Source organism: Pseudomonas sp. LBUM1652, from assembly GCF_059716105.1.
In genome coordinates, this window is record NZ_CP166804.1 from 5437701 (window position 1) to 5456637 (window position 18937).

14 protein-coding genes are annotated in these 18937 nt (G+C 59.3%); 7 read left to right on the forward strand and 7 right to left on the reverse strand.

Annotated features, from left to right (window positions below):
* Window positions 1-222: 222 nt before the first annotated feature.
* Window positions 223-1887 carry an energy-dependent translational throttle protein EttA gene (gene ettA, locus ACA069_RS24565; RefSeq protein WP_187679258.1) on the reverse strand — a complete coding sequence of 555 codons (1665 nt, stop codon included), beginning with the start codon at window positions 1885-1887 and terminating at the stop codon, window positions 223-225.
* 285 nt (window positions 1888-2172) lie between these two features.
* Here ettA and morA point away from each other — a divergent pair, with 285 nt between their 5' ends.
* The 5 genes from morA to ACA069_RS24590 all read left to right on the forward strand — a co-directional run bounded on the left by morA (window position 2173) and on the right by ACA069_RS24590 (window position 10582).
* Window positions 2173-6021 carry a cyclic di-GMP receptor MorA gene (gene morA, locus ACA069_RS24570; protein ID WP_489879961.1) on the forward strand — a complete coding sequence of 1283 codons (3849 nt, stop codon included), beginning with the start codon at window positions 2173-2175 and terminating at the stop codon, window positions 6019-6021.
* Between the two features lie 239 nt (window positions 6022-6260).
* Entirely contained in the window at window positions 6261-7514 is a 1254-nt protein-coding gene (gene glyA, locus ACA069_RS24575; protein WP_187679188.1) for a serine hydroxymethyltransferase, read from the forward strand.
* A 276-nt stretch (window positions 7515-7790) separates the two neighbouring features.
* A complete protein-coding gene (locus tag ACA069_RS24580) occupies window positions 7791-9104 on the forward strand; it encodes a C4-dicarboxylate transporter DctA (protein WP_187679187.1) in 1314 nt (437 codons plus the stop codon).
* Between the two features lie 50 nt (window positions 9105-9154).
* Window positions 9155-9859 carry a FadR/GntR family transcriptional regulator gene (locus tag ACA069_RS24585; RefSeq protein WP_187679186.1) on the forward strand — a complete coding sequence of 235 codons (705 nt, stop codon included), beginning with the start codon at window positions 9155-9157 and terminating at the stop codon, window positions 9857-9859.
* 24 nt (window positions 9860-9883) lie between these two features.
* On the forward strand, window positions 9884-10582 hold the full coding sequence (locus ACA069_RS24590) for a GntR family transcriptional regulator (RefSeq protein WP_497615385.1): 699 nt from the start codon (window positions 9884-9886) through the stop codon (window positions 10580-10582).
* A gap of 53 nt (window positions 10583-10635) precedes the next feature.
* Here the strand turns inward: ACA069_RS24590 and yjiA are convergent, their stop codons facing one another.
* From yjiA to ACA069_RS24605, 3 genes are all read right to left on the reverse strand, one after another.
* Window positions 10636-11607 (reverse strand): GTPase, encoded by a 972-nt coding sequence (gene yjiA, locus ACA069_RS24595; protein WP_401267263.1) that lies wholly within the window; start codon window positions 11605-11607, stop codon window positions 10636-10638.
* Window positions 11608-11758: 151 nt separating this feature from the next.
* Window positions 11759-11956 (reverse strand): YbdD/YjiX family protein, encoded by a 198-nt coding sequence (locus tag ACA069_RS24600; protein WP_003228401.1) that lies wholly within the window; start codon window positions 11954-11956, stop codon window positions 11759-11761.
* 15 nt (window positions 11957-11971) lie between these two features.
* Window positions 11972-14038, reverse strand: coding sequence for a carbon starvation CstA family protein (locus ACA069_RS24605; RefSeq protein ID WP_187679183.1), 2067 nt, complete (start codon window positions 14036-14038; stop codon window positions 11972-11974).
* 159 nt (window positions 14039-14197) lie between these two features.
* Here ACA069_RS24605 and ACA069_RS24610 point away from each other — a divergent pair, with 159 nt between their 5' ends.
* On the forward strand, window positions 14198-14566 hold the full coding sequence (locus tag ACA069_RS24610) for a PilZ domain-containing protein (protein ID WP_497615386.1): 369 nt from the start codon (window positions 14198-14200) through the stop codon (window positions 14564-14566).
* 68 nt (window positions 14567-14634) lie between these two features.
* On the opposite strand, the gene radA is transcribed toward ACA069_RS24610, so the two are convergent.
* Genes radA through ACA069_RS24625 form a run of 3 tightly spaced genes read right to left on the reverse strand, consistent with a single transcriptional unit; the run spans window position 14635 to window position 18195 of the window.
* Window positions 14635-16002, reverse strand: a complete 1368-nt coding sequence (gene radA, locus ACA069_RS24615; protein ID WP_007909773.1) for a DNA repair protein RadA — start codon at window positions 16000-16002, stop codon at window positions 14635-14637.
* 45 nt (window positions 16003-16047) lie between these two features.
* Window positions 16048-16593, reverse strand: coding sequence for an ankyrin repeat domain-containing protein (locus tag ACA069_RS24620; protein ID WP_497615388.1), 546 nt, complete (start codon window positions 16591-16593; stop codon window positions 16048-16050).
* A gap of 60 nt (window positions 16594-16653) precedes the next feature.
* The gene (locus ACA069_RS24625; RefSeq protein WP_497615389.1) at window positions 16654-18195 is read right to left on the reverse strand and encodes a catalase; all 1542 of its coding nucleotides are present in this window, start codon (window positions 18193-18195) and stop codon (window positions 16654-16656) included.
* Between the two features lie 286 nt (window positions 18196-18481).
* Here ACA069_RS24625 and mscL point away from each other — a divergent pair, with 286 nt between their 5' ends.
* Window positions 18482-18895, forward strand: a complete 414-nt coding sequence (gene mscL / locus ACA069_RS24630; protein WP_187681198.1) for a large-conductance mechanosensitive channel protein MscL — start codon at window positions 18482-18484, stop codon at window positions 18893-18895.
* Window positions 18896-18937 lie beyond the last annotated feature (42 nt).

Below are 18937 nucleotides of genomic sequence, written 5' to 3' on the forward strand. Positions count from 1 at the left end.
GAAGTCCTTCAAGGGCTTTTTTGCACCTGAATGGGGAGGCGAAACCCAAGTGATGCACCAACAGTAACACCGCCTTCGCGAGCAGGCTCGCTCCCACATTTGAAATGCATTTCCCTGTGGGAGCGAGCCTGCTCGCGAAGGCCGCGACTCGGTCTCACTGGAGAAAAAAGGCAAAAAAAAACGGAGCCCTAAGGCTCCGCTTTTCATGCAACCAACCCGATATCAGGCCAGTTTCTTGTGACGTACCCGGTGTGGCTGGGCAGCCGCTTCGCCGAGGCGCTTTTTGCGGTCGGCTTCGTACTCGGTGTAGTTGCCTTCGAAGAAGATCGCTTGCGAGTCGTCTTCGTACGCCAGGATGTGGGTCGCGACGCGATCAAGGAACCACCGATCGTGAGAGATCACAATGGCGGCGCCCGGGAAGTCCAGCAGGGCTTCTTCCAGGGAACGCAGGGTTTCAACGTCGAGGTCGTTGGACGGTTCGTCGAGCAGCAGGACGTTGCCGCCCTCCTTCAGCGTCAGCGCCAGATGCAGACGACCGCGCTCACCACCGGACAGGTCCTTGACGAACTTCTGCTGATCGCCGCCCTTGAAGTTGAAGCGACCGACGTAGGTACGCGACGGGATCTCGTAGTTACCGATGCGGATCTGGTCGGAACCGTCGGAGATCTGCTGGAACACAGTCTTGCTGCCGTCGAGGTCTTCGCGGCTCTGATCCACACAGGCCAGTTGCACGGTTTCGCCGACTTCGATGCTGCCCGAGTCCGGCGTTTCCTTGCCCATCAGCATGCGGAACAGGGTCGACTTACCGGCACCGTTACCGCCGATCACGCCGACGATGGCGCCTTTCGGCATCGAGAACGACAGGTTGTCGATCAGCACGCGATCGCCGTAGCCCTTGGTGACGTTCTTGAACTCGATGACCTTGTCGCCCAGGCGCGGACCGGCCGGGATGTAGATCTCGTTGGTTTCCGAACGCTTCTGGAATTCCTGCGATTGCATTTCTTCGAAGCGTTGCAGACGCGCCTTGGATTTCGACTGACGAGCCTTGGCGCCTTTGCGCACCCACTCCAGTTCTTCTTTCATGGCTTTTTCGTGGGCCGACTGCTGCTTGGATTCGGCAGCCAGACGATCGGACTTGGCTTCAAGCCAACCCGAATAGTTGCCCTCGTAAGGAATGCCCGCACCGCGGTCGAGTTCCAGAATCCAGCCAGCAACGTTGTCCAGGAAGTAACGGTCGTGCGTGATCGCAACCACGGTGCCCGGGAAGTCGTGCAGGAAGTGCTCCAGCCACGCAACGGAATCGGCGTCCAAGTGGTTGGTCGGTTCGTCGAGCAGCAGCATGTCCGGAGCGGACAGCAGCAGACGGCACAGGGCCACACGACGCTTTTCACCACCGGAGAGGAATTCGACCTTGGCGTCCCATGCCGGCAGACGCAGCGCATCGGCAGCGACTTCCAGTTGACGATCCAGATTGTGGCCGTCGCTGGCTTGCAGGATCGCTTCGAGCTTGGCCTGCTCAGCAGCCAGTTTGTCGAAATCGGCGTCTTCTTCAGCGTAAGCCGCGTAGACCTCGTCCAGGCGCGCCTGGGCGTTCTTGATCACGCTGACCGCTTCCTCGACCACTTCACGCACGGTCTTGGTCGGATCAAGTTGCGGTTCTTGCGGCAGATAACCGATGTTCAGATCCGGCATCGGACGGGCTTCGCCTTCGAACTCGGTGTCGACGCCGGCCATGATTTTCAGCAACGTGGACTTACCCGAACCGTTAAGGCCGAGTACGCCGATCTTGGCGCCGGGGAAGAACGACAGCGAAATGTTTTTCAGGATTTCCCGCTTCGGCGGAACAACTTTGCCCAGCCGATGCATGGTGAAGACGTATTGAGCCATGGAGAACCTTGGGTCAGTGACAGATGAATGATTGGAGCGCAGGCGATGCCCGGCCAGACCGTGCGCGTCGTTCACTTGATGGTGATCAATGCGTGCGCGCTGAAAAAGTCTGATTCTAGGAGCTGGAACGCTCCCGCGTAACCGGCAAAGCTACCTGATTGACGGAAGGCAGTCCAGCCGCGAGGGGCTGGCACTTCGCCACGACTCAAGGCATGCTAGCCGCCCTTTGGGCGTCCGGCTTATAGTGCACGTCGCGCCAGTCCAGCCAGATCGCAGGATTACAGCTTGTCCAATGTCACTCCGCCAGCTTCTGTGAGCAGCACCCAACCGGCGCCCGGCTCGCCCCTGCGCGGGACATTAAAGGGTGCGCTGGCGACACTCGTGCTTTTGCTGCTGGCGCTGCTGTTCTGGCAACTGCTCGATCAACTGCGCGAAACCCAGAAAAACCAGCGCCAGTACACCATCGATTACACCGCCGACCTCGCCTCGCAGGTCAGCCTGAACATGGCGCTGAATGCGCAAATCGCCCTCAATCTGCTACCGATCGTCGAACAACCGCAATCGGCCGACGAACAGCAGCAGTTGCTGCGCAAGCTCCAGCAATCGCTGCCTGACCTGCGCAGCCTCGCGTTGCTCAGCCCTTCCGGGCGAATCATCAGTGACAGCGCCGCCGACAGCTCCGACGCCAGCTACCTCACCGAACTGGTACGCCGCAGCCGCGCCCAGGCGCACTATTTCAGTAACGCCGACGATGGCTCGGTGGTGCATCTTTTGTTGCATCAGGCCAGCGGCAGTACACGCGCCTATTGGGCTTTGCGCCTGACGCCGACGTTCTTCGACTCGCTGACCAAGCAGAGTGAAACCGGCCTGCGTCCGCTGTGGCTGGTGGAAAACCGTATCAACCATCAGATCATCAGTCGCGACGAAGCCCTGTCATCCGCCAAGCCTGGCGTGCTGAGCCCGGACGATCTGGCCAACACCGTACTCACCGTGCCGCTGAGCAGCAGTGATTGGCAATTGCGTGGCCTGTTCGACCGCCAGCGCGTGCTGGAAGAGTTGCTGCCGGCGTTCATCGGCAAATGCCTGCTGGGTCTGGCGTTCTCGATGCTACCGGTGATCGCGCTACTGAACATGCGCCGGCGTCAGCGCCAATTACATGAAGGCCGCCGCCGCTATCAGGACATTTTCGACGGTACCGGGGTTGCCCTGTGCGTGCTCGATCTGTCCGGGCTCAAGCAGATTTTCGACAAGGCGCAGATCCAGACCAGCGACCAGCTCAAGGCCTGGCTGGACCAGCCGCAACAGCGCCAGCAATTGCTGCAGGAACTGCGTGTCACCGAGGTCAATCAGGTCGCGCTGCAATTGCTCAATGTCAATTCCTGCGAACACGCCTGGCAGTTGTTGATCGACGGTCATCCACATCGTCACTGCGCGATCGGCCATCAAGTACTCGACGCGGTGCTCCAGCAACAAAAGCAGCTGGAACTGGAAATCAAACTCCCGGACATCAACGGTCGCGATCAACACCTGTGGATGGTGCTGCGCCTGCCGACCGAGCGGCACGACTATAAAGCGGTGATCCTGAGTATCAACGACATCACCAGCCGCAAGCTGATCGAGCTGTCGCTGCTGGAGCGCGAGGGCTTCTGGTCGGACGTGGTGCGCACCGTGCCGGATCATCTGTACGTGCAGGATGTGATCAGCCAGCGGATGATTTTCAGCAACCACCATCTCGGCCAGACCCTCGGTTACAACCGCACCGAACTGCATCAGATGGGCGAGTACTTCTGGGAAATTCTCCTGCACCCGGAAGACGCCGACTATTACCATCGCTCACGGCAGATGCAGCGCCACGCCGGTTACAGCCAACTGTTGCAGTGCCAGTTGCGCTTCCGTCATCGCGATGGCGAATGGCGGCGCTTCGACATTCGTGAACAGGCGCTGGCCCGGGACAAGCACGATCAGGTCACGCGGATCATCGGCGTGGCCAAGGACATAACCGAGCAGATCGAAGCCAGCGAATCCCTGCGCGACAGCGAGCAGCGCTACCGGATGCTCGCCGAAAGCATCAGCGACGTGATCTTCTCCACCGACAGCAAGCTCTCGCTGAACTACGTCAGCCCGTCGGTGCAAGCGGTGCTGGGCTACGACGCCGAATGGATTTTCCAGAACGGCTGGCAATCGACCATCGCCAACCCGCAGCAACTGAGCGGCATCTACACCCTGATGGATCGCGTCAGCAAAGCCCTGGATAAACCCGAACAGTTAGCCATTTTGCGCAATCAGGTGCAGACCCAACTGTTCCTGTTCGACTGCCTGCGCGCCGATGGCCGCAAGATCCCGATCGAACTGCGTCTGGTGCTGGTGTGGGACGAACACGGCGCGTTCGAAGGCGTGCTCGGCGTTGGCCGCGACATCAGTCAGCAGCGCCGCGCCGAGAAAGATTTGCGCATGGCCGCCACGGTATTCGAACACTCGACGTCGGCGATCCTGATCACCGACCCGGCCGGTTACATCGTCCAGGCCAACGAGGCGTTCAGTCGGGTCAGCGGTTACGCGGTGGCGGAAGTGCTCGACCAATTGCCCAACATGCTCACCGTCGACGAGCAACAGGATGCGCACCTGCGTTACGTGCTCAAGCAACTGCATCAGCACAGTACGTGGGAAGGCGAAGTCTGGCTCAAGCGCCGCAATGGCGAGCACTACCCGGCGTGGGTCGGCATCACCGCTGTGCTCGACGATGAAGGCGATCTGGCCAGTTACGTGTGCTTCTTCAGCGACATCAGCGAGCGCAAGGCCAGCGAACAGCGCATCCACCGCCTCGCCTATTACGACGCCCTGACCCATCTGCCCAACCGCACGTTGTTCCAGGATCGCCTGCACACTGCGCTGCAAGCAGCGGAGCGACAGAAGTCGTGGGTGGTGCTGATGTTTCTCGACCTCGACCGCTTCAAACCGATCAACGACTCCCTCGGCCACGCTGCCGGCGACCGCATGTTGAAAGACATGGCCACGCGCCTGCTGGCCTGCGTCGACGATGACGACACCGTGGCGCGGATGGGTGGCGATGAGTTCACTCTCCTGCTGCAACACCGCTCAAGTCGGGAGCTGGCGCTGAACCGCGCGATACATGTGGCCGAGCAGATTCTCGGCAGTCTGGTACGCCCGTTCGTGCTCGAAGGTCGCGAGTTCTTCGTCACCGCGAGTATCGGCATCGCTCTGAGTCCGCAGGACGGCAACGAACTCAGCCAGTTGATGAAGAACGCCGACACCGCGATGTACCACGCCAAAGAGCGCGGCAAGAACAACTTCCAGTTCTATCAGGCCGACATGAACGCCAGTGCGCTGGAGCGTCTGGAGCTGGAAAGCGACCTGCGCCATGCCTTGGAGCAGAACGAATTCGTCCTGTATTACCAACCCCAATTCAGCGGCGACGGCAAGCGCCTGACCGGCGCCGAAGCCCTGCTGCGCTGGCGTCATCCGCGTCGTGGGCTGGTGCCGCCGGGGGATTTCATTCCGGTGCTGGAAGAACTCGGACTGGTGGTGGATGTCGGCGACTGGGTGATCAGCGAGGCCTGCCGTCAGCTCAAGACCTGGCACCAGAGCCGCGTGCGCGTGCCTAAGGTGTCGGTGAACATCTCGGCGCGGCAGTTCTCCGACGGCCAACTCGGCACGCGGATCGCCACCATCCTGCGCGAAACCGGCCTGCCGCCGGCATGCCTGGAGCTGGAACTGACCGAAAGTATCCTGATGCGCGAGGTCAGCGAAGCCATGCAGATCCTCGCCGGGCTGAAAAACCTTGGCCTGAGCATCGCGGTCGACGACTTCGGCACCGGTTATTCATCGCTGAACTACCTCAAGCAATTCCCGATCGACGTGTTGAAGATCGACCGCACCTTCGTCGACGGTTTGCCGTCCGGCGAACAGGACGCGCAGATCGCCCGGGCGATCATCGCCATGGCCCACAGCTTGAATCTGGCGGTGATTGCCGAGGGTGTGGAAACCCATGAGCAGCTCGACTTCCTGCGTGAGCATGGCTGCGATGAGGTTCAGGGGTATCTGTTTGGAAGGCCGATGCCGGCGGGTCGGTTTGAGGCGCAGTTCAGCAATGACGCCCTCTTCATGTTCGACTGAAAATCTGCGGTGCGGCCTTCGCGAGCAGGCTCGCTCCCACAGGAATTGATGTCGATCACAAAATCGCAGGCCTGCCTCGATTACTGTGGGAGCGAGCCTGCTCGCGAAGAGGCCTTCAAAAGCACCGCACATCGGTCATGAAAACCACTTGTCTGCGACATGATGTCGTTTCATATGCCATCCAAAACCCATTGGGTTAGAATGCCCCCCTTTTCTGCCCCCGATCCTTGAGGACCGCCATGTTCAGCCGTGATTTGACTATTGCCAAGTACGACGCCGATCTTTTTGCCGCCATGGAGCAAGAAGCTCAGCGCCAGGAAGAACACATCGAGCTGATCGCTTCGGAGAACTACACCAGCCCAGCGGTGATGGAGGCTCAAGGCTCGGTACTGACCAACAAGTACGCCGAAGGCTACCCGGGCAAGCGCTACTACGGTGGTTGCGAGTTCGTCGACGTTGTTGAGCAACTGGCCATCGACCGCGCCAAAGAACTGTTCGGCGCCGATTACGCCAACGTTCAGCCGCACGCCGGTTCGCAAGCCAACGCTGCTGTCTACCTGGCCCTGCTGTCGGCCGGTGACACCATTCTGGGCATGAGCCTGGCCCACGGCGGTCACTTGACCCACGGCGCCAGCGTTTCCTCCTCCGGCAAGCTTTACAACGCTATCCAGTACGGCATCGACGCCAACGGCCTGATCGACTACGACGAAGTCGAGCGTCTGGCGGTTGAGCACAAGCCAAAAATGATCGTGGCCGGTTTCTCTGCCTACTCGCAGATTCTGGATTTCCCACGCTTCCGCGCTATCGCTGACAAGGTTGGCGCCTACCTGTTCGTCGACATGGCTCACGTGGCCGGTCTGGTCGCCGCTGGCGTCTACCCAAACCCGGTGCCATTCGCTGACGTCGTGACCACCACCACGCACAAGACCCTGCGCGGTCCACGTGGCGGCCTGATCCTGGCTCGCGCCAACGCCGACATCGAGAAGAAGCTGAACTCCGCGGTATTCCCGGGTGCCCAGGGTGGCCCGCTGGAGCACGTGATCGCCGCTAAAGCGATCTGCTTCAAGGAAGCGCTGCAGCCTGAGTTCAAGACTTACCAGCAGCAAGTGGTGAAAAACGCCAAGGCCATGGCCGGTGTGTTCATCGAGCGTGGTTTCGACGTGGTGTCCGGCGGTACTGAAAACCACCTGTTCCTGCTGTCGCTGATCAAGCAGGAAATCTCTGGTAAAGACGCAGACGCCGCTCTGGGCAAAGCGTTCATCACCGTGAACAAGAACTCCGTGCCTAACGATCCACGCTCCCCGTTCGTCACTTCCGGCCTGCGCTTCGGTACTCCGGCTGTGACCACTCGTGGCTTCAAAGAGGCTGAGTGCAAAGAGCTGGCCGGCTGGATCTGCGACATCCTGGCTGACCTGAACAACGAAGCGGTGATCGACGCCGTTCGTGAGAAAGTCAAAGCCATCTGCAAGAAACTGCCGGTGTACGGCGCTTAATCGCGACGTTAAATCCGCAGCATGAAAAACCGGCCAAGTGATTGGCCGGTTTTTTTATGTCTGCATTTTTTCAAACGCCTGAACCGCTCAAAAATGGGACTCACCGCACAACTGGTCAGACCGGTCATGCCAATTCGTCATTTTTCACTTGCGATTCGCAAAAATCCGCGCCTAGACTGCACCCGCACTGGACATACCGGTAAGACCAAAATAATTAAGTCCTGAATCTGATGCGCCACGCGCACGGCAGCCAGGACACCGACCAGGATTCCTCCCATGCTCAGATGGTGCTCGCGTTCAATCTTCCTCCAAGTGGTTCTCGGACTGGTGCTTGGCATCGTCTGCGGACTGACCCTTCCTGAATACTCGGCCCAGCTCAAACCGCTCGGTGACGGCTTCATCAAACTGATCAAGATGCTCATCGGTCTGATCGTATTCTGCGTGGTGGTCAGCGGCATCAGTGGCGCGGGCGATCTGAAGAAGGTCGGGCGCATCGGCCTCAAATCCGTTATCTACTTTGAAGTGTTGACCACCATTGCCTTGGTGATCGGTCTGGTGTTCGCCTTCAGCACCGGCATCGGCAGCGGCGCCAATATCCATCTGGAGCAACTGTCCGCCGCCGACATGGGCGACCTCGCCGAACGCAGCCAGCACATGCACACCACCACGCAGTTCCTGATGGACCTGATCCCGACGTCGGTGATCGGCGCGTTTGCCGACAACAACATCCTGCAAGTACTGCTGTTCTCGGTGCTGTTCGGCAGCGCATTGAATCTGGTCGGCGAAGCCGCTTCCGGGATCTCGCGCCTGATCAACGAACTGAGCCATGTGATCTTCCGCATCATGGGCATGATCGTGCGTCTGGCGCCGATCGGTGTGTTCGGCGCCATCGCGTTCACCACCAGCAAATATGGCCTCGACTCGCTGCAACACCTGGGCAGTCTGGTTGGCCTGTTCTACCTGACCTGCGTCGCCTTCGTCAGCGTGATTCTCGGTGTGGTGATGCGCGCCTCCGGCCTGCGCATGTGGCCACTGCTCAAATACCTGCGTGAAGAACTGCTGATCGTCATGGGCACCGCGTCGTCTGACGCCGTGCTGCCACAGATCATGCGCAAACTTGAACACTTGGGGATTGGCAGCTCGACGGTCGGGCTGGTGATTCCCACCGGCTACTCGTTCAACCTCGACGGTTTCTCGATCTATCTGACCCTGGCCATCGTGTTCATCGCCAACGCCACCGGCACGCCGCTGGCCATGACTGATTTGCTGACGATTCTGCTGGTGTCGCTGATCACCTCCAAAGGCGCCCATGGCATTCCCGGTTCAGCACTGGTGATTCTGGCGGCGACATTGACGGCGATCCCGGCCATTCCGGTGGTCGGTCTGGTGTTAGTGCTGGCGGTGGACTGGTTCATGGGCATCGGCCGCGCACTGACTAACCTGATCGGCAACTGCGTCGCCACCGTGGCCATCGCTCGTTGGGAGAAGGACATCGATGTGCAACGGGCGAACAAGGTGCTCAACGGCGAGCAGGGCTATACCTTTCAGCCGAGAAAAACCGTCGCTCAAGCGGCGGCCAAAGAATTCTGATTGATCGCCGTGCCTGCTGACCCGCAGGCACGGCTCATGGAGCAAGACACGTGATTACCACCTCAACCGTCGTCAACTCAGTCGTAGAAAAACTCCGGGCCGCACTGGCCCGAGGTCAGTGGCGCTCCGGCGACATGCTGCCGGGCCAGCGCGAACTGGCCGAACAACTGGGCATCAGCCGCCCGAGCCTGCGCGAAGCGGTGATCGTCCTGGAAACCCTCGGTCTCGTGCGCTCGATGCCGGGCAAAGGCGTAGTCGTACTCGACGCACAGCTCAGCGACAGCCAAAGCCACGACAGTGCAGTGGCCAGCGCCAGTCTCGAAGACGTGCTGCAACTGCGCTACACCCTTGAACCGTTCATCGTCGGCCTCGTTGCACAGTCGATCAGCAGCAAGGAAGTCGGCCAGTTGCGCCTGACTCTGATGGACATGCGCGAAGCCCTCGAGGCGGGTGACAGCGAAGCCGGGGTCAGCGCCTACATCGCGTTTCACGAAGAGCTGTTCACCCTGACGTCGAATCCGATCTTCCAGAGCGTGGTGCAACAGACCAGCAATGCCCTCAAGCAAAGCGCCGAGGTGCTGCGCAATTCCCCTGAGCATCTGGCCGAAAGGTTGGAGGAAAACGAAGCCGTGGTTCGTGCGATCCGCAGCAAAAACAGCGCCCAGGCCAGCGCCGAAATGCGCCGGCACATCCTGCGCGAAGGCCAGCGGATGGGCATCGAGCTGAACATTCCGGACGACAATTTGAACAACTGAATTTCTTCCCACTGGAGACCGGCCATGAACAGTCTTGCCTCACCACAGCGCACTCGCCACATGTCGGCCGCCCTGCCCTTCTCCCGCATTGATGACCTGTATCCACGGCTGTTCGATGCGATTCTGGAACAACGTATCGACCCGGCCAGCCGCTTCACCGAAGAGAGCCTCAAGCAGATGTTCGGCGTCAGCCGCGCGGACGTGCGTCGGGTGCTGACGCAGTTGTCCCATGAACAAGTGATCGTCCTGCGCGCCAATCATCGGCCGCGTGTTGCTGCGCCCGATATGGAGCAGACCCGGCAGACCTTGCATGCACGGCGCCTGACCGAAAACACACTGGTGCGCCTGGCTTGTCAGCGACCACAGGCTGATGGCGTGAAACGCCTGCGCGCCTTGATCGAGCGCGAGCGTCAGGCCGTAGAGCAGGATCGGCGCGGCGCGGCGATTCGATTGTCGGGGGAGTTTCATCTGCAATTGGCGCAGATGGCGGGGAATGCACCGTTGGCGCATTTTCTTGGCAGCCTTGTGCCGATTACGTCACTGGCGATTGCGCGGGGTGATGGAACGACGCGCAGTTGTTGCGCGTGGCAGGAGCATTTGGAGATTGTCGAGGCGGTGGAATGTGGGGATGCAGCTAAAGCGGCGATGTTGATGAATCAACATCTGGATCATTTGGAAGGCACCCTGTTGTATTCCGTCAATGCGCACTGCGCTGCCGGATAGATAGCCATCGCGGGCAAGCCCGCGATGGCGTCATCTCTGACACCGAAGATCCATCAGGCTGCCGAAACCTTGGCAAACCCCGCCCGAATCTTCTCTTCCGGCAAGTCATCAGCAATAAACACAATCACACTTTCGCGCGCCTCACCTTCGGCCCATTCGGTGTCCCAGTCGAAACCATAGAGTTTCAGCACACCCTGAAACACCAATCGCCGATCTTCCCCGGCAATGTTCAGCACGCCTTTGTAACGCAGCAATTGTTTGCCGTGTTCTTCCAGCAACTCATTCATGAACTCGCTGAGCTGGTCGATATCCAGCGGCTGCTCGGTGCGCAGCACGAGGCTGGAGATGCGATCGATCGACGGCGCCTTGCTGACCGGACGCAGATTCAGCCCACCGCCGAGATCGGCGTTGAGGTTGAAGCCACGCACGTCGAGCAATTCAGCCAGATCGATGTTGCCGTGCTCGACCACACGGATCGGCGCACGACGGTTGATCCGCGTCAGGCGCTCACTCAATGCGGTGAACGCTGCTTCATCCACCAGATCAGTTTTGCTGACCAGCAAGCGGTCGGCGAAACCGATCTGTGCCTGGGCGATGGTCTGAGTCAGGTGTACATCGGCATGAGCCGCGTCAACCAAGGTGATGATGCCGTCGAGCAGGTAACGCTCGCGCAGTTCTTCATCGATGAAAAAGGTCTGCGCCACGGGTGCCGGATCGGCCAGACCGGTGCATTCGATCACCAGTCGGTCGAAGGCGATTTCGCCGCTGTCCAGCCGCTCAAGCAACAAGTACAGGGCTTTGGTCAGATCGGTGTGGATGGTGCAGCAGACACAGCCGTTGGCCAGGGTCATGACTTGCACAGGTTCGTCGCCAAGCAACTGAGTGTCGATGCCGGCGTCGCTGAATTCGTTTTCGATCACGGCGATTTTCAGGCCGTGCTCGGCTTTCAACAGGTGCCGCAACAAAGTGGTCTTGCCGGCGCCGAGGAAACCGCTGAGTACAGTGACAGGTATGGGAGAAGACAAAACCCGATCTCCTTAAAAGGAACACAAAAACAAATGTGGGAGCGAGCCTGCTCGCGAAAGCGGTGCGTCAGCCAATGGATTCATCAACTGACACTCCGTATTCGCGAGCAGGCTCGCTCCCACAGGGGATAGCTTCGACCTCAGGCTCTAATCAACAGCACTTCGGCCCACCCTTGCCACCGTAACGGGCTTCCTGACGTTCGCGAAAGAACATCTCATAGCTCATCACCGGTTTGTCCGGGTGCTTGGTTTGCATATGCTCGACGTAGGTGTCGTAGTCGGGCATGCCGACCATCAGGCGCGCGGCCTGACCGAGGTATTTACCGAGGCGACTCAGGTCATTGAACATGGTGCAATCCTCTGGTTACGCATCCGGCAGGGCCTGGAATGGTGATTCTTTATCCGTACGCTCTTTTTTACCCCAGGCGGCGATGCCGACCTTGAGCGCGTAGAACAGGATACTGAACACCACAAACAGGAACAGCACTGTCAGCGTTGCGTTGGTGTAGGCGTTAAAGATCACGTGCTGCATTTGCTCCACGCTTTTGGCCGGCGCGAGCACCTGACCATTGGCGAGTGCATCGCTGTACTTCTTGGCCAGCGACAGGAAGCCGATCGCCGGGTTGGCGTCGAACAGCTTGATGAAGCCTGCTGTGGTGGTGCAAATCAGCAGCCAGGTAGCCGGAAGCAAAGTGACCCAGATGTAGCGCTGGCGCTTCATTTTGATCAGCACAACGGTACCAAGCATCAACGCGATACCGGCCAGCATCTGGTTAGAGATACCGAACAGCGGCCACAGGGTGTTGATGCCGCCCAGTGGATCGATCACGCCCTGGTACAGCAACCAGCCCCACATCGCCACACAACCGGCGGTGGCGATCAGGTTGGCGGTCCACGACTCGGTACGTTTCAGCGCCGGCACGAAAGAGCCGAGCAGATCCTGCAGCATGAAACGCCCGGCACGGGTGCCGGCGTCTACAGCGGTGAGGATGAACAGTGCTTCGAACAGAATTGCGAAGTGGTACCAGAACGCCATGGTGTTTTCACCCGGCAGGACACTGTGCAGGATCTGCGCGATACCGACCGCCAGGGTCGGCGCACCGCCGGCACGGGCCAGGATCGTGGTTTCGCCAATGTCATTCGCCACGGCTTGCAGCGCCTCAGGCGTAATGGCGAAGCCCCAACTGGTGACCACTTGCGCAACAGACACCACATCACTGCCGACGACGGCTGCCGGGCTGTTCATGGCGAAGTACACGCCAGGCTCGATCACCGAAGCAGCAACCATGGCCATGATCGCTACAAACGATTCCATCAGCATGCCGCCGTAACCGATGTAACGGGCGTTGGTTTCGTTATCCAGCAACTTCGGCGTGGTGCCCGACGAGATCAGCGCATGGAAACCGGAGACCGCACCGCAAGCGATGGTGATAAACAGGAACGGGAACAGACCGCCCTTCCACACCGGGCCAGTGCCGTCGACGAACTGGGTCAGCGCGGGCATTTTCAGCTCAGGCATGGTCACCAGAATGCCGATCGCCAAAGCGACGATGGTACCGATCTTGAGGAAAGTGGAGAGGTAGTCACGCGGCGCCAGAATCAACCAGACCGGTAGCGAAGCGGCCACAAAACCGTAACCGACCAGCATCCAGGTAATCTGCACACCCGTGAAGGTGAACGCCTTGGCCCACACCGGATCGGCGGCGATCTGCCCACCGAGCCAGATCGAACCCAGCAGCAGCAACACGCCGACCACCGAGATCTCACCAATGCGACCCGGACGGATGTAGCGCATGTAAATGCCCATGAACATCGCGATCGGGATGGTCGCCATCACCGTGAAAATGCCCCATGGGCTCTCGGCCAGGGCTTTCACGACGATCAGCGCCAGCACCGCGAGGATGATGATCATGATCAGGAAGCAGCCAAACAGCGCGATGGTGCCGGGAATGCGGCCCATTTCTTCACGCACCATGTCGCCCAGGGAGCGGCCGTTACGACGGGTCGACATGAACAGAACCATGAAGTCCTGCACCGCACCCGCCAGCACCACACCAGCGATCAGCCACAGCGTGCCGGGCAAATACCCCATCTGCGCCGCCAGTACCGGACCGACCAGAGGCCCCGCGCCAGCGATGGCCGCGAAGTGGTGACCGAAGAGAATGTGTTTGTTGGTCGGCACATAGTCCAGACCGTCATTGTTGAGCACGGCGGGGGTGGCCCGACGCGGATCGAGTTGCATCACATGGTTAGCGATGAACAGGCTGTAGTAACGGTACGCAACCAGATAAATGGCCACGGCAGCGACCACAATCCACAAGGCGTTGATCGCCTCGCCTCGGCGCAATGCCACTACGCCCAGGGCGCACGCTCCTACGATTGCCAGCACTAGCCAGGGTAAGTGGCGTAGCAGGCTATTATTATTTTTCATTTTATTATTCCAGCCAGGGTGGACAAGAAAGACAGCCACCCCGAGTTTAGCGCTTACGGCGACAAAGGCCATACCCCGACATTGGTCTAGACGCCTTAACGATTGGCTGCGACCGACTGGTCGGGTCTATAGTCAGCAAACCTTCGTGAGGATTGCGCCATGAGCCAGCACCCAGCTGAGCGTCGCCGCTTCAAACGTATCGCGTTCGATGCCAAGACTGAATTGAGTCAGGGCGAGTACATCTGGCCGGTCAAATTGATTGATCTGTCGCTCAAGGGTCTGTTGATCGAAAAACCCGAGCCGTGGTTAGGTGATCGGGAGCGGCATTTTCTGGTCGATATTCATCTCAACGATGAGGTCGGCATCAAGATGGATGTGCAACTGACCCACGACGACCATGGCCAACTCGGCTTCGTCTGCAAGCACATCAGCCTGGAGTCCATCGAACGCCTGCGGCGCTTGATTGAGTTCAACCTAGGTGACCCGCAGGAGCTGGAGCGAGAATTGGGCGCTCTGATCGAAATCTAGAAACCACTACAAATCCCTGTGGGAGCGGGCTTGCCCGCTCCCACAGGGTATGTGGCGTATCTGAGAGATTATTCGAACAGGGCGTCGAGGGCTTGTTCGAGACGCGTCACGGCGATGATCTGCAACCCCGGCGGCGACTCTTTCGGCGCGTTGCCCTTGGGCACGATCGCGCGCTTGAAGCCATGCTTGGCTGCTTCCTTCAAACGTTCCTGGCCACTCGGCACCGGACGCACTTCGCCGGACAAACCGACTTCGCCAAACACCAACAGATCATGGGGCAACGGCCGATTACGCAGGCTCGACATCACGGCCGCCATCAACGCCAGATCGGATGCGGTTTCCAGCACCTTCACCCCGCCGACCACGTTAAGGAACACGTCCTGATCGTGGGTCGGAATGCCGCCGTGTCGATGCAAAACCGCCAGCAACATCGCCAATCGGTTCTGATCCAGGCCCAACGTCACCCGGCGCGGGTTGGCCAGATGACTGTCATCGACCAGCGCCTGCACTTCCACCAGCATCGGCCGAGTGCCCTCCCACGTCGCCATCACCACACTGCCCGGGACTTCTTCCTGAGCACGGGTGAGAAAAATCGCCGATGGGTTGGAGACTTCTTTAAGTCCCTTGTCGGTCATGCCGAACACACCGAGTTCGTTGACCGCACCAAAACGGTTTTTCACCGCCCGCAGCAAACGCAAACGGCCATCGGATTCACCTTCGAAATACAGCACGGTGTCGACCATATGTTCCAGCACGCGCGGGCCGGCAAGCGCGCCTTCCTTGGTGACGTGGCCGACGAGGAAAATCGCAGTGCCGCTTTGCTTGGCGTATCGCACCAGCAGCGCCGCACTTTCGCGCACCTGAGAGACACCGCCGGGCGCCGATTGCAGTTGTTCGGTGAAAATCGTCTGGATCGAGTCGATCACCATCACCTTGGGTTTTTCCTGACGGGCAGTGGCGATGATGGTTTCGATACAGGTTTCGGTCATCACCCGCAGTTGATCCTGCGGCAAGCCGAGGCGTCGGGCGCGCATGGCTACTTGCTGCTGGGATTCTTCGCCGGTGACGTACAGCGCTGGCATGCTCTTGGCGAGGTTGCAAAGGGTCTGCAACAGAATCGTTGACTTGCCGATCCCTGGATCACCACCAATCAGCACTACCGAGCCATCGACCAGCCCGCCACCGAGCACGCGGTCCAGTTCGCCGGAGGCAGTAGAAAACCGTGGAATCTCTTCGATGCTGACTTCGGCCAGCGTCTTGATCTGCGCCTGTTGCCCGGCCCAACCAGTGCGACCGGTGGGCGCCGTCGCGCCGCCGCTCTCGATCATGGTTTCGGTCAAGGTGTTCCAGGCACCGCACTCGCCACATTGGCCGGCCCACTTGGGAAAGGTTGCGCCGCACTCGGTGCAGCCGTACATGCGCTTGGCCTTGGCCATCAGAACCCCCGACAAAAACCGCGATGATAACGCACGCGCTGCCGATCAGCGCGGCGCGGCGGTACGGAATTCCCCGCTGGCCAGACGTGCGGGGCTGTTACCCAGCGGATCTTCGGCATTCAGATCGGCGCCTTTGGCTTTCAGCGCGTCGAGCAATTCCTGACGCTTGAACAAGCCGGCGTACATGGCGGCCGTCTGACCGGCACCGTTACGTTGGTCGGGACTGCAATCGGTGGCCATCAAGCGCCGGGCAATCTGCAACTCGCCCTTGAAAATCGCGCCCATCAGCGCCGTGTTGCCGCGTTGATCCTGAGCACAGGCATCCGCCCCGGCGGCGAGTAGCCTTTCAACCGCGGGTGCCTGGCCGTGATACGCCGCCAGAATCAGCGCGGTGTAGCCCTTGTCATCGCGGGTGTCGAGCGAATATCCGGACTCGATAAAGGTATCGAGCATCGGCACATCACCGCGCCGGGCCGCGTCGAAATAGTAGTCCTGCAGTTGCGCCCTGATGGCTTCAGGGTCCTGCTCGGGCGAAGCCGCCCACGCAGAGAACGACAGGCAACCGCAAAACAATAAAAGACAGATACGCATCAGCAGTCTCCTTTGGCGAAACGGGGCCTGATTCAGACCCCGTTTTGCATCAGCGTTGGATCAGTCGACCAGTTTGGCCGCCAGTGCCTTGACCCGGCTCAGGTCACCCTTGGCCACTTCAGTCACGCCGGTGCCGTACTCCGGATCGGCCTTATAAAGGAAGGACAGGATGATGTGCTTGCTCTCGTCATCCGTGGTGGCCAGCGAGCCGCCGAAGCTGTCGATCAGGTCGCGGCGTTCCTTTTTGCTGAACGAGCGATACAGATCGCCGGCCTGCTTGAAGTTCTGCTCACGCTGGATCTTCGCCTGCTGCGTGCTGCCCGACAGCGCCATCTGGCTGTAACGCGCCGCTGGCGTTTCTTCACGCGGTTGCAAACGGCTCGGCTGATAGTTCACACCGGACTGGCTGGCACCGAAGTTCATCGCGCCATCCTGATTGCCGTTGTTCACCGCGACTTTCGGCGCGTTGATCGGCAATTGCAGGGCATTGGCGCCAAGACGATACATTTGCGTGTCGGCATAAGAGAACACGCGACCTTGCAACAATCGATCTTCGGAAGGTTCGATACCCGGCACAACATTGGCCGGAGCCATTGCAACTTGTTCGGTTTCCTGGAATACGTTTGCCGGATTACGGTTTAGAACCATTTGTCCAACTTTACGTTCTGGAATACCCGGCCAGATCTTGGTTGCATCCAGCGGATCGAAATCAAACTTGGACAAATCTTGTGGTTTCAGAACCTGAATGTACAAGTCCCATTTCGGGAAGTTGCCTTTGTTTATATTAGTCACCAAGTCATTGGTCATATGACTGTAATCCTGACCCTGAACTTTTGTGACTTGTTTAGGGGTGAGATTGTTGATGCCCTGCAAGCTCTTCCAGTGAAACTTTACGTAGTGCACTTCGCCTTTGGCATTGACCAACTTATAGGCATGCACTCCGTTGCCGTCCATTTCGCGATAACTGGCTGGTGTTCCCGAGTTGGAATACAGCTCGGTCAGCGTACGCGTGGCTTCCGGTACATGGGAGAAGAAGTCGAATCGGCGCGAGTCATCATCAAGATTGGTGCGCGGGTCGGGTTTGAACGCATGCACCATGTCCGGAAATTTGATCGCGTCACGGATGAAGAAGGTCGGGAAGTTGTTGCCCACCAGATCCCAGTTGCCGTCGGCGGTATAGAACTTGGTGGCGAAACCACGCGGGTCACGCAGGGTTTCCGGGGAGTGGTTACCGTGAACCACGGCAGAGAACCGCACGAATACCGGCGTGCTCTGGCCGGCGGCAAATACCTTGGCCTTGCTCAAGTCGCTGAGGTCGTTGGTCACGGTGAAAGTGCCGTGGGCGCCGGTGCCACGGGCGTGAACCACACGCTCGGGAATGCGCTCGCGGTCAAAGCGCTGCAGCTTCTGGATCAACTGCACATCCTGCAGCAACACCGGGCCGTTGGCGCCGGCGGTCTGCGAGTTCTGATTGTCGCCCACCGCCGCACCGTTATCCCGGGTCAGGGGCGCGGCATGCACGGAAAAGGTCAACAGGCTGGCGGTGATTACGCCAAGTGTGCGGCGATGGGGAAAAGCCCCCAGTCCAAGAGTGGCATTCATATCAGGTTCCTCTGGTTTTTTTGGGCGCATCCAGGTGCGCCAACCCAAGGCTAGAGGCCTGTGCCGCTGAACATAAATAGAAAGAACGTAACGCCATGATTGAAAAAATTGGCTTCCCGATCAGTGAGTTACGGCGTATTTCGCGCGCGATTAGTGGCACTTTGCAAACTAATCGTGGATTAATGTGTCGATTAAAACGGGCATTGTAAGAAGGTGTTTCGCGCAGGACGCGTTTTGCTGATTTACACTGCGTACACCAAACTCATCTGTAACAAGGAAATAACCTATGGGCGTGATAAGTGAGTTCAAGGCCTTCGCGGTCAAAGGCAATGTGGTCGACATGGCCGTCGGTATCATCATCGGTGCCGCCTTCGGCAAAATCGTTTCATCGTTTGTCGGTGACGTGATCATGCCGCCGATCGGCCTGCTGATCGGTGGAGTGGATTTCAGTGACCTGGCCATTACGCTCAAAGCTGCCCAAGGCGAGGCCCCTGCGGTCATGCTGGCTTACGGCAAATTCATCCAGAGCGTGCTCGACTTCGTGATTGTCGCTTTCGCAATCTTCATGGGCGTCAAAGCCATCAACCGCCTGAAACGCGAAGAAGCCGTGGCCCCTACCCTGCCACCGGTGCCGACCAAGGAAGAAGAATTGCTGGGTGAGATCCGCGATCTGCTCAAGGCCCGGAACAATCAGCCCTGACTTGACTGCACCCTGAAAAACGGCGCCTTAGGGCGCCGTTTG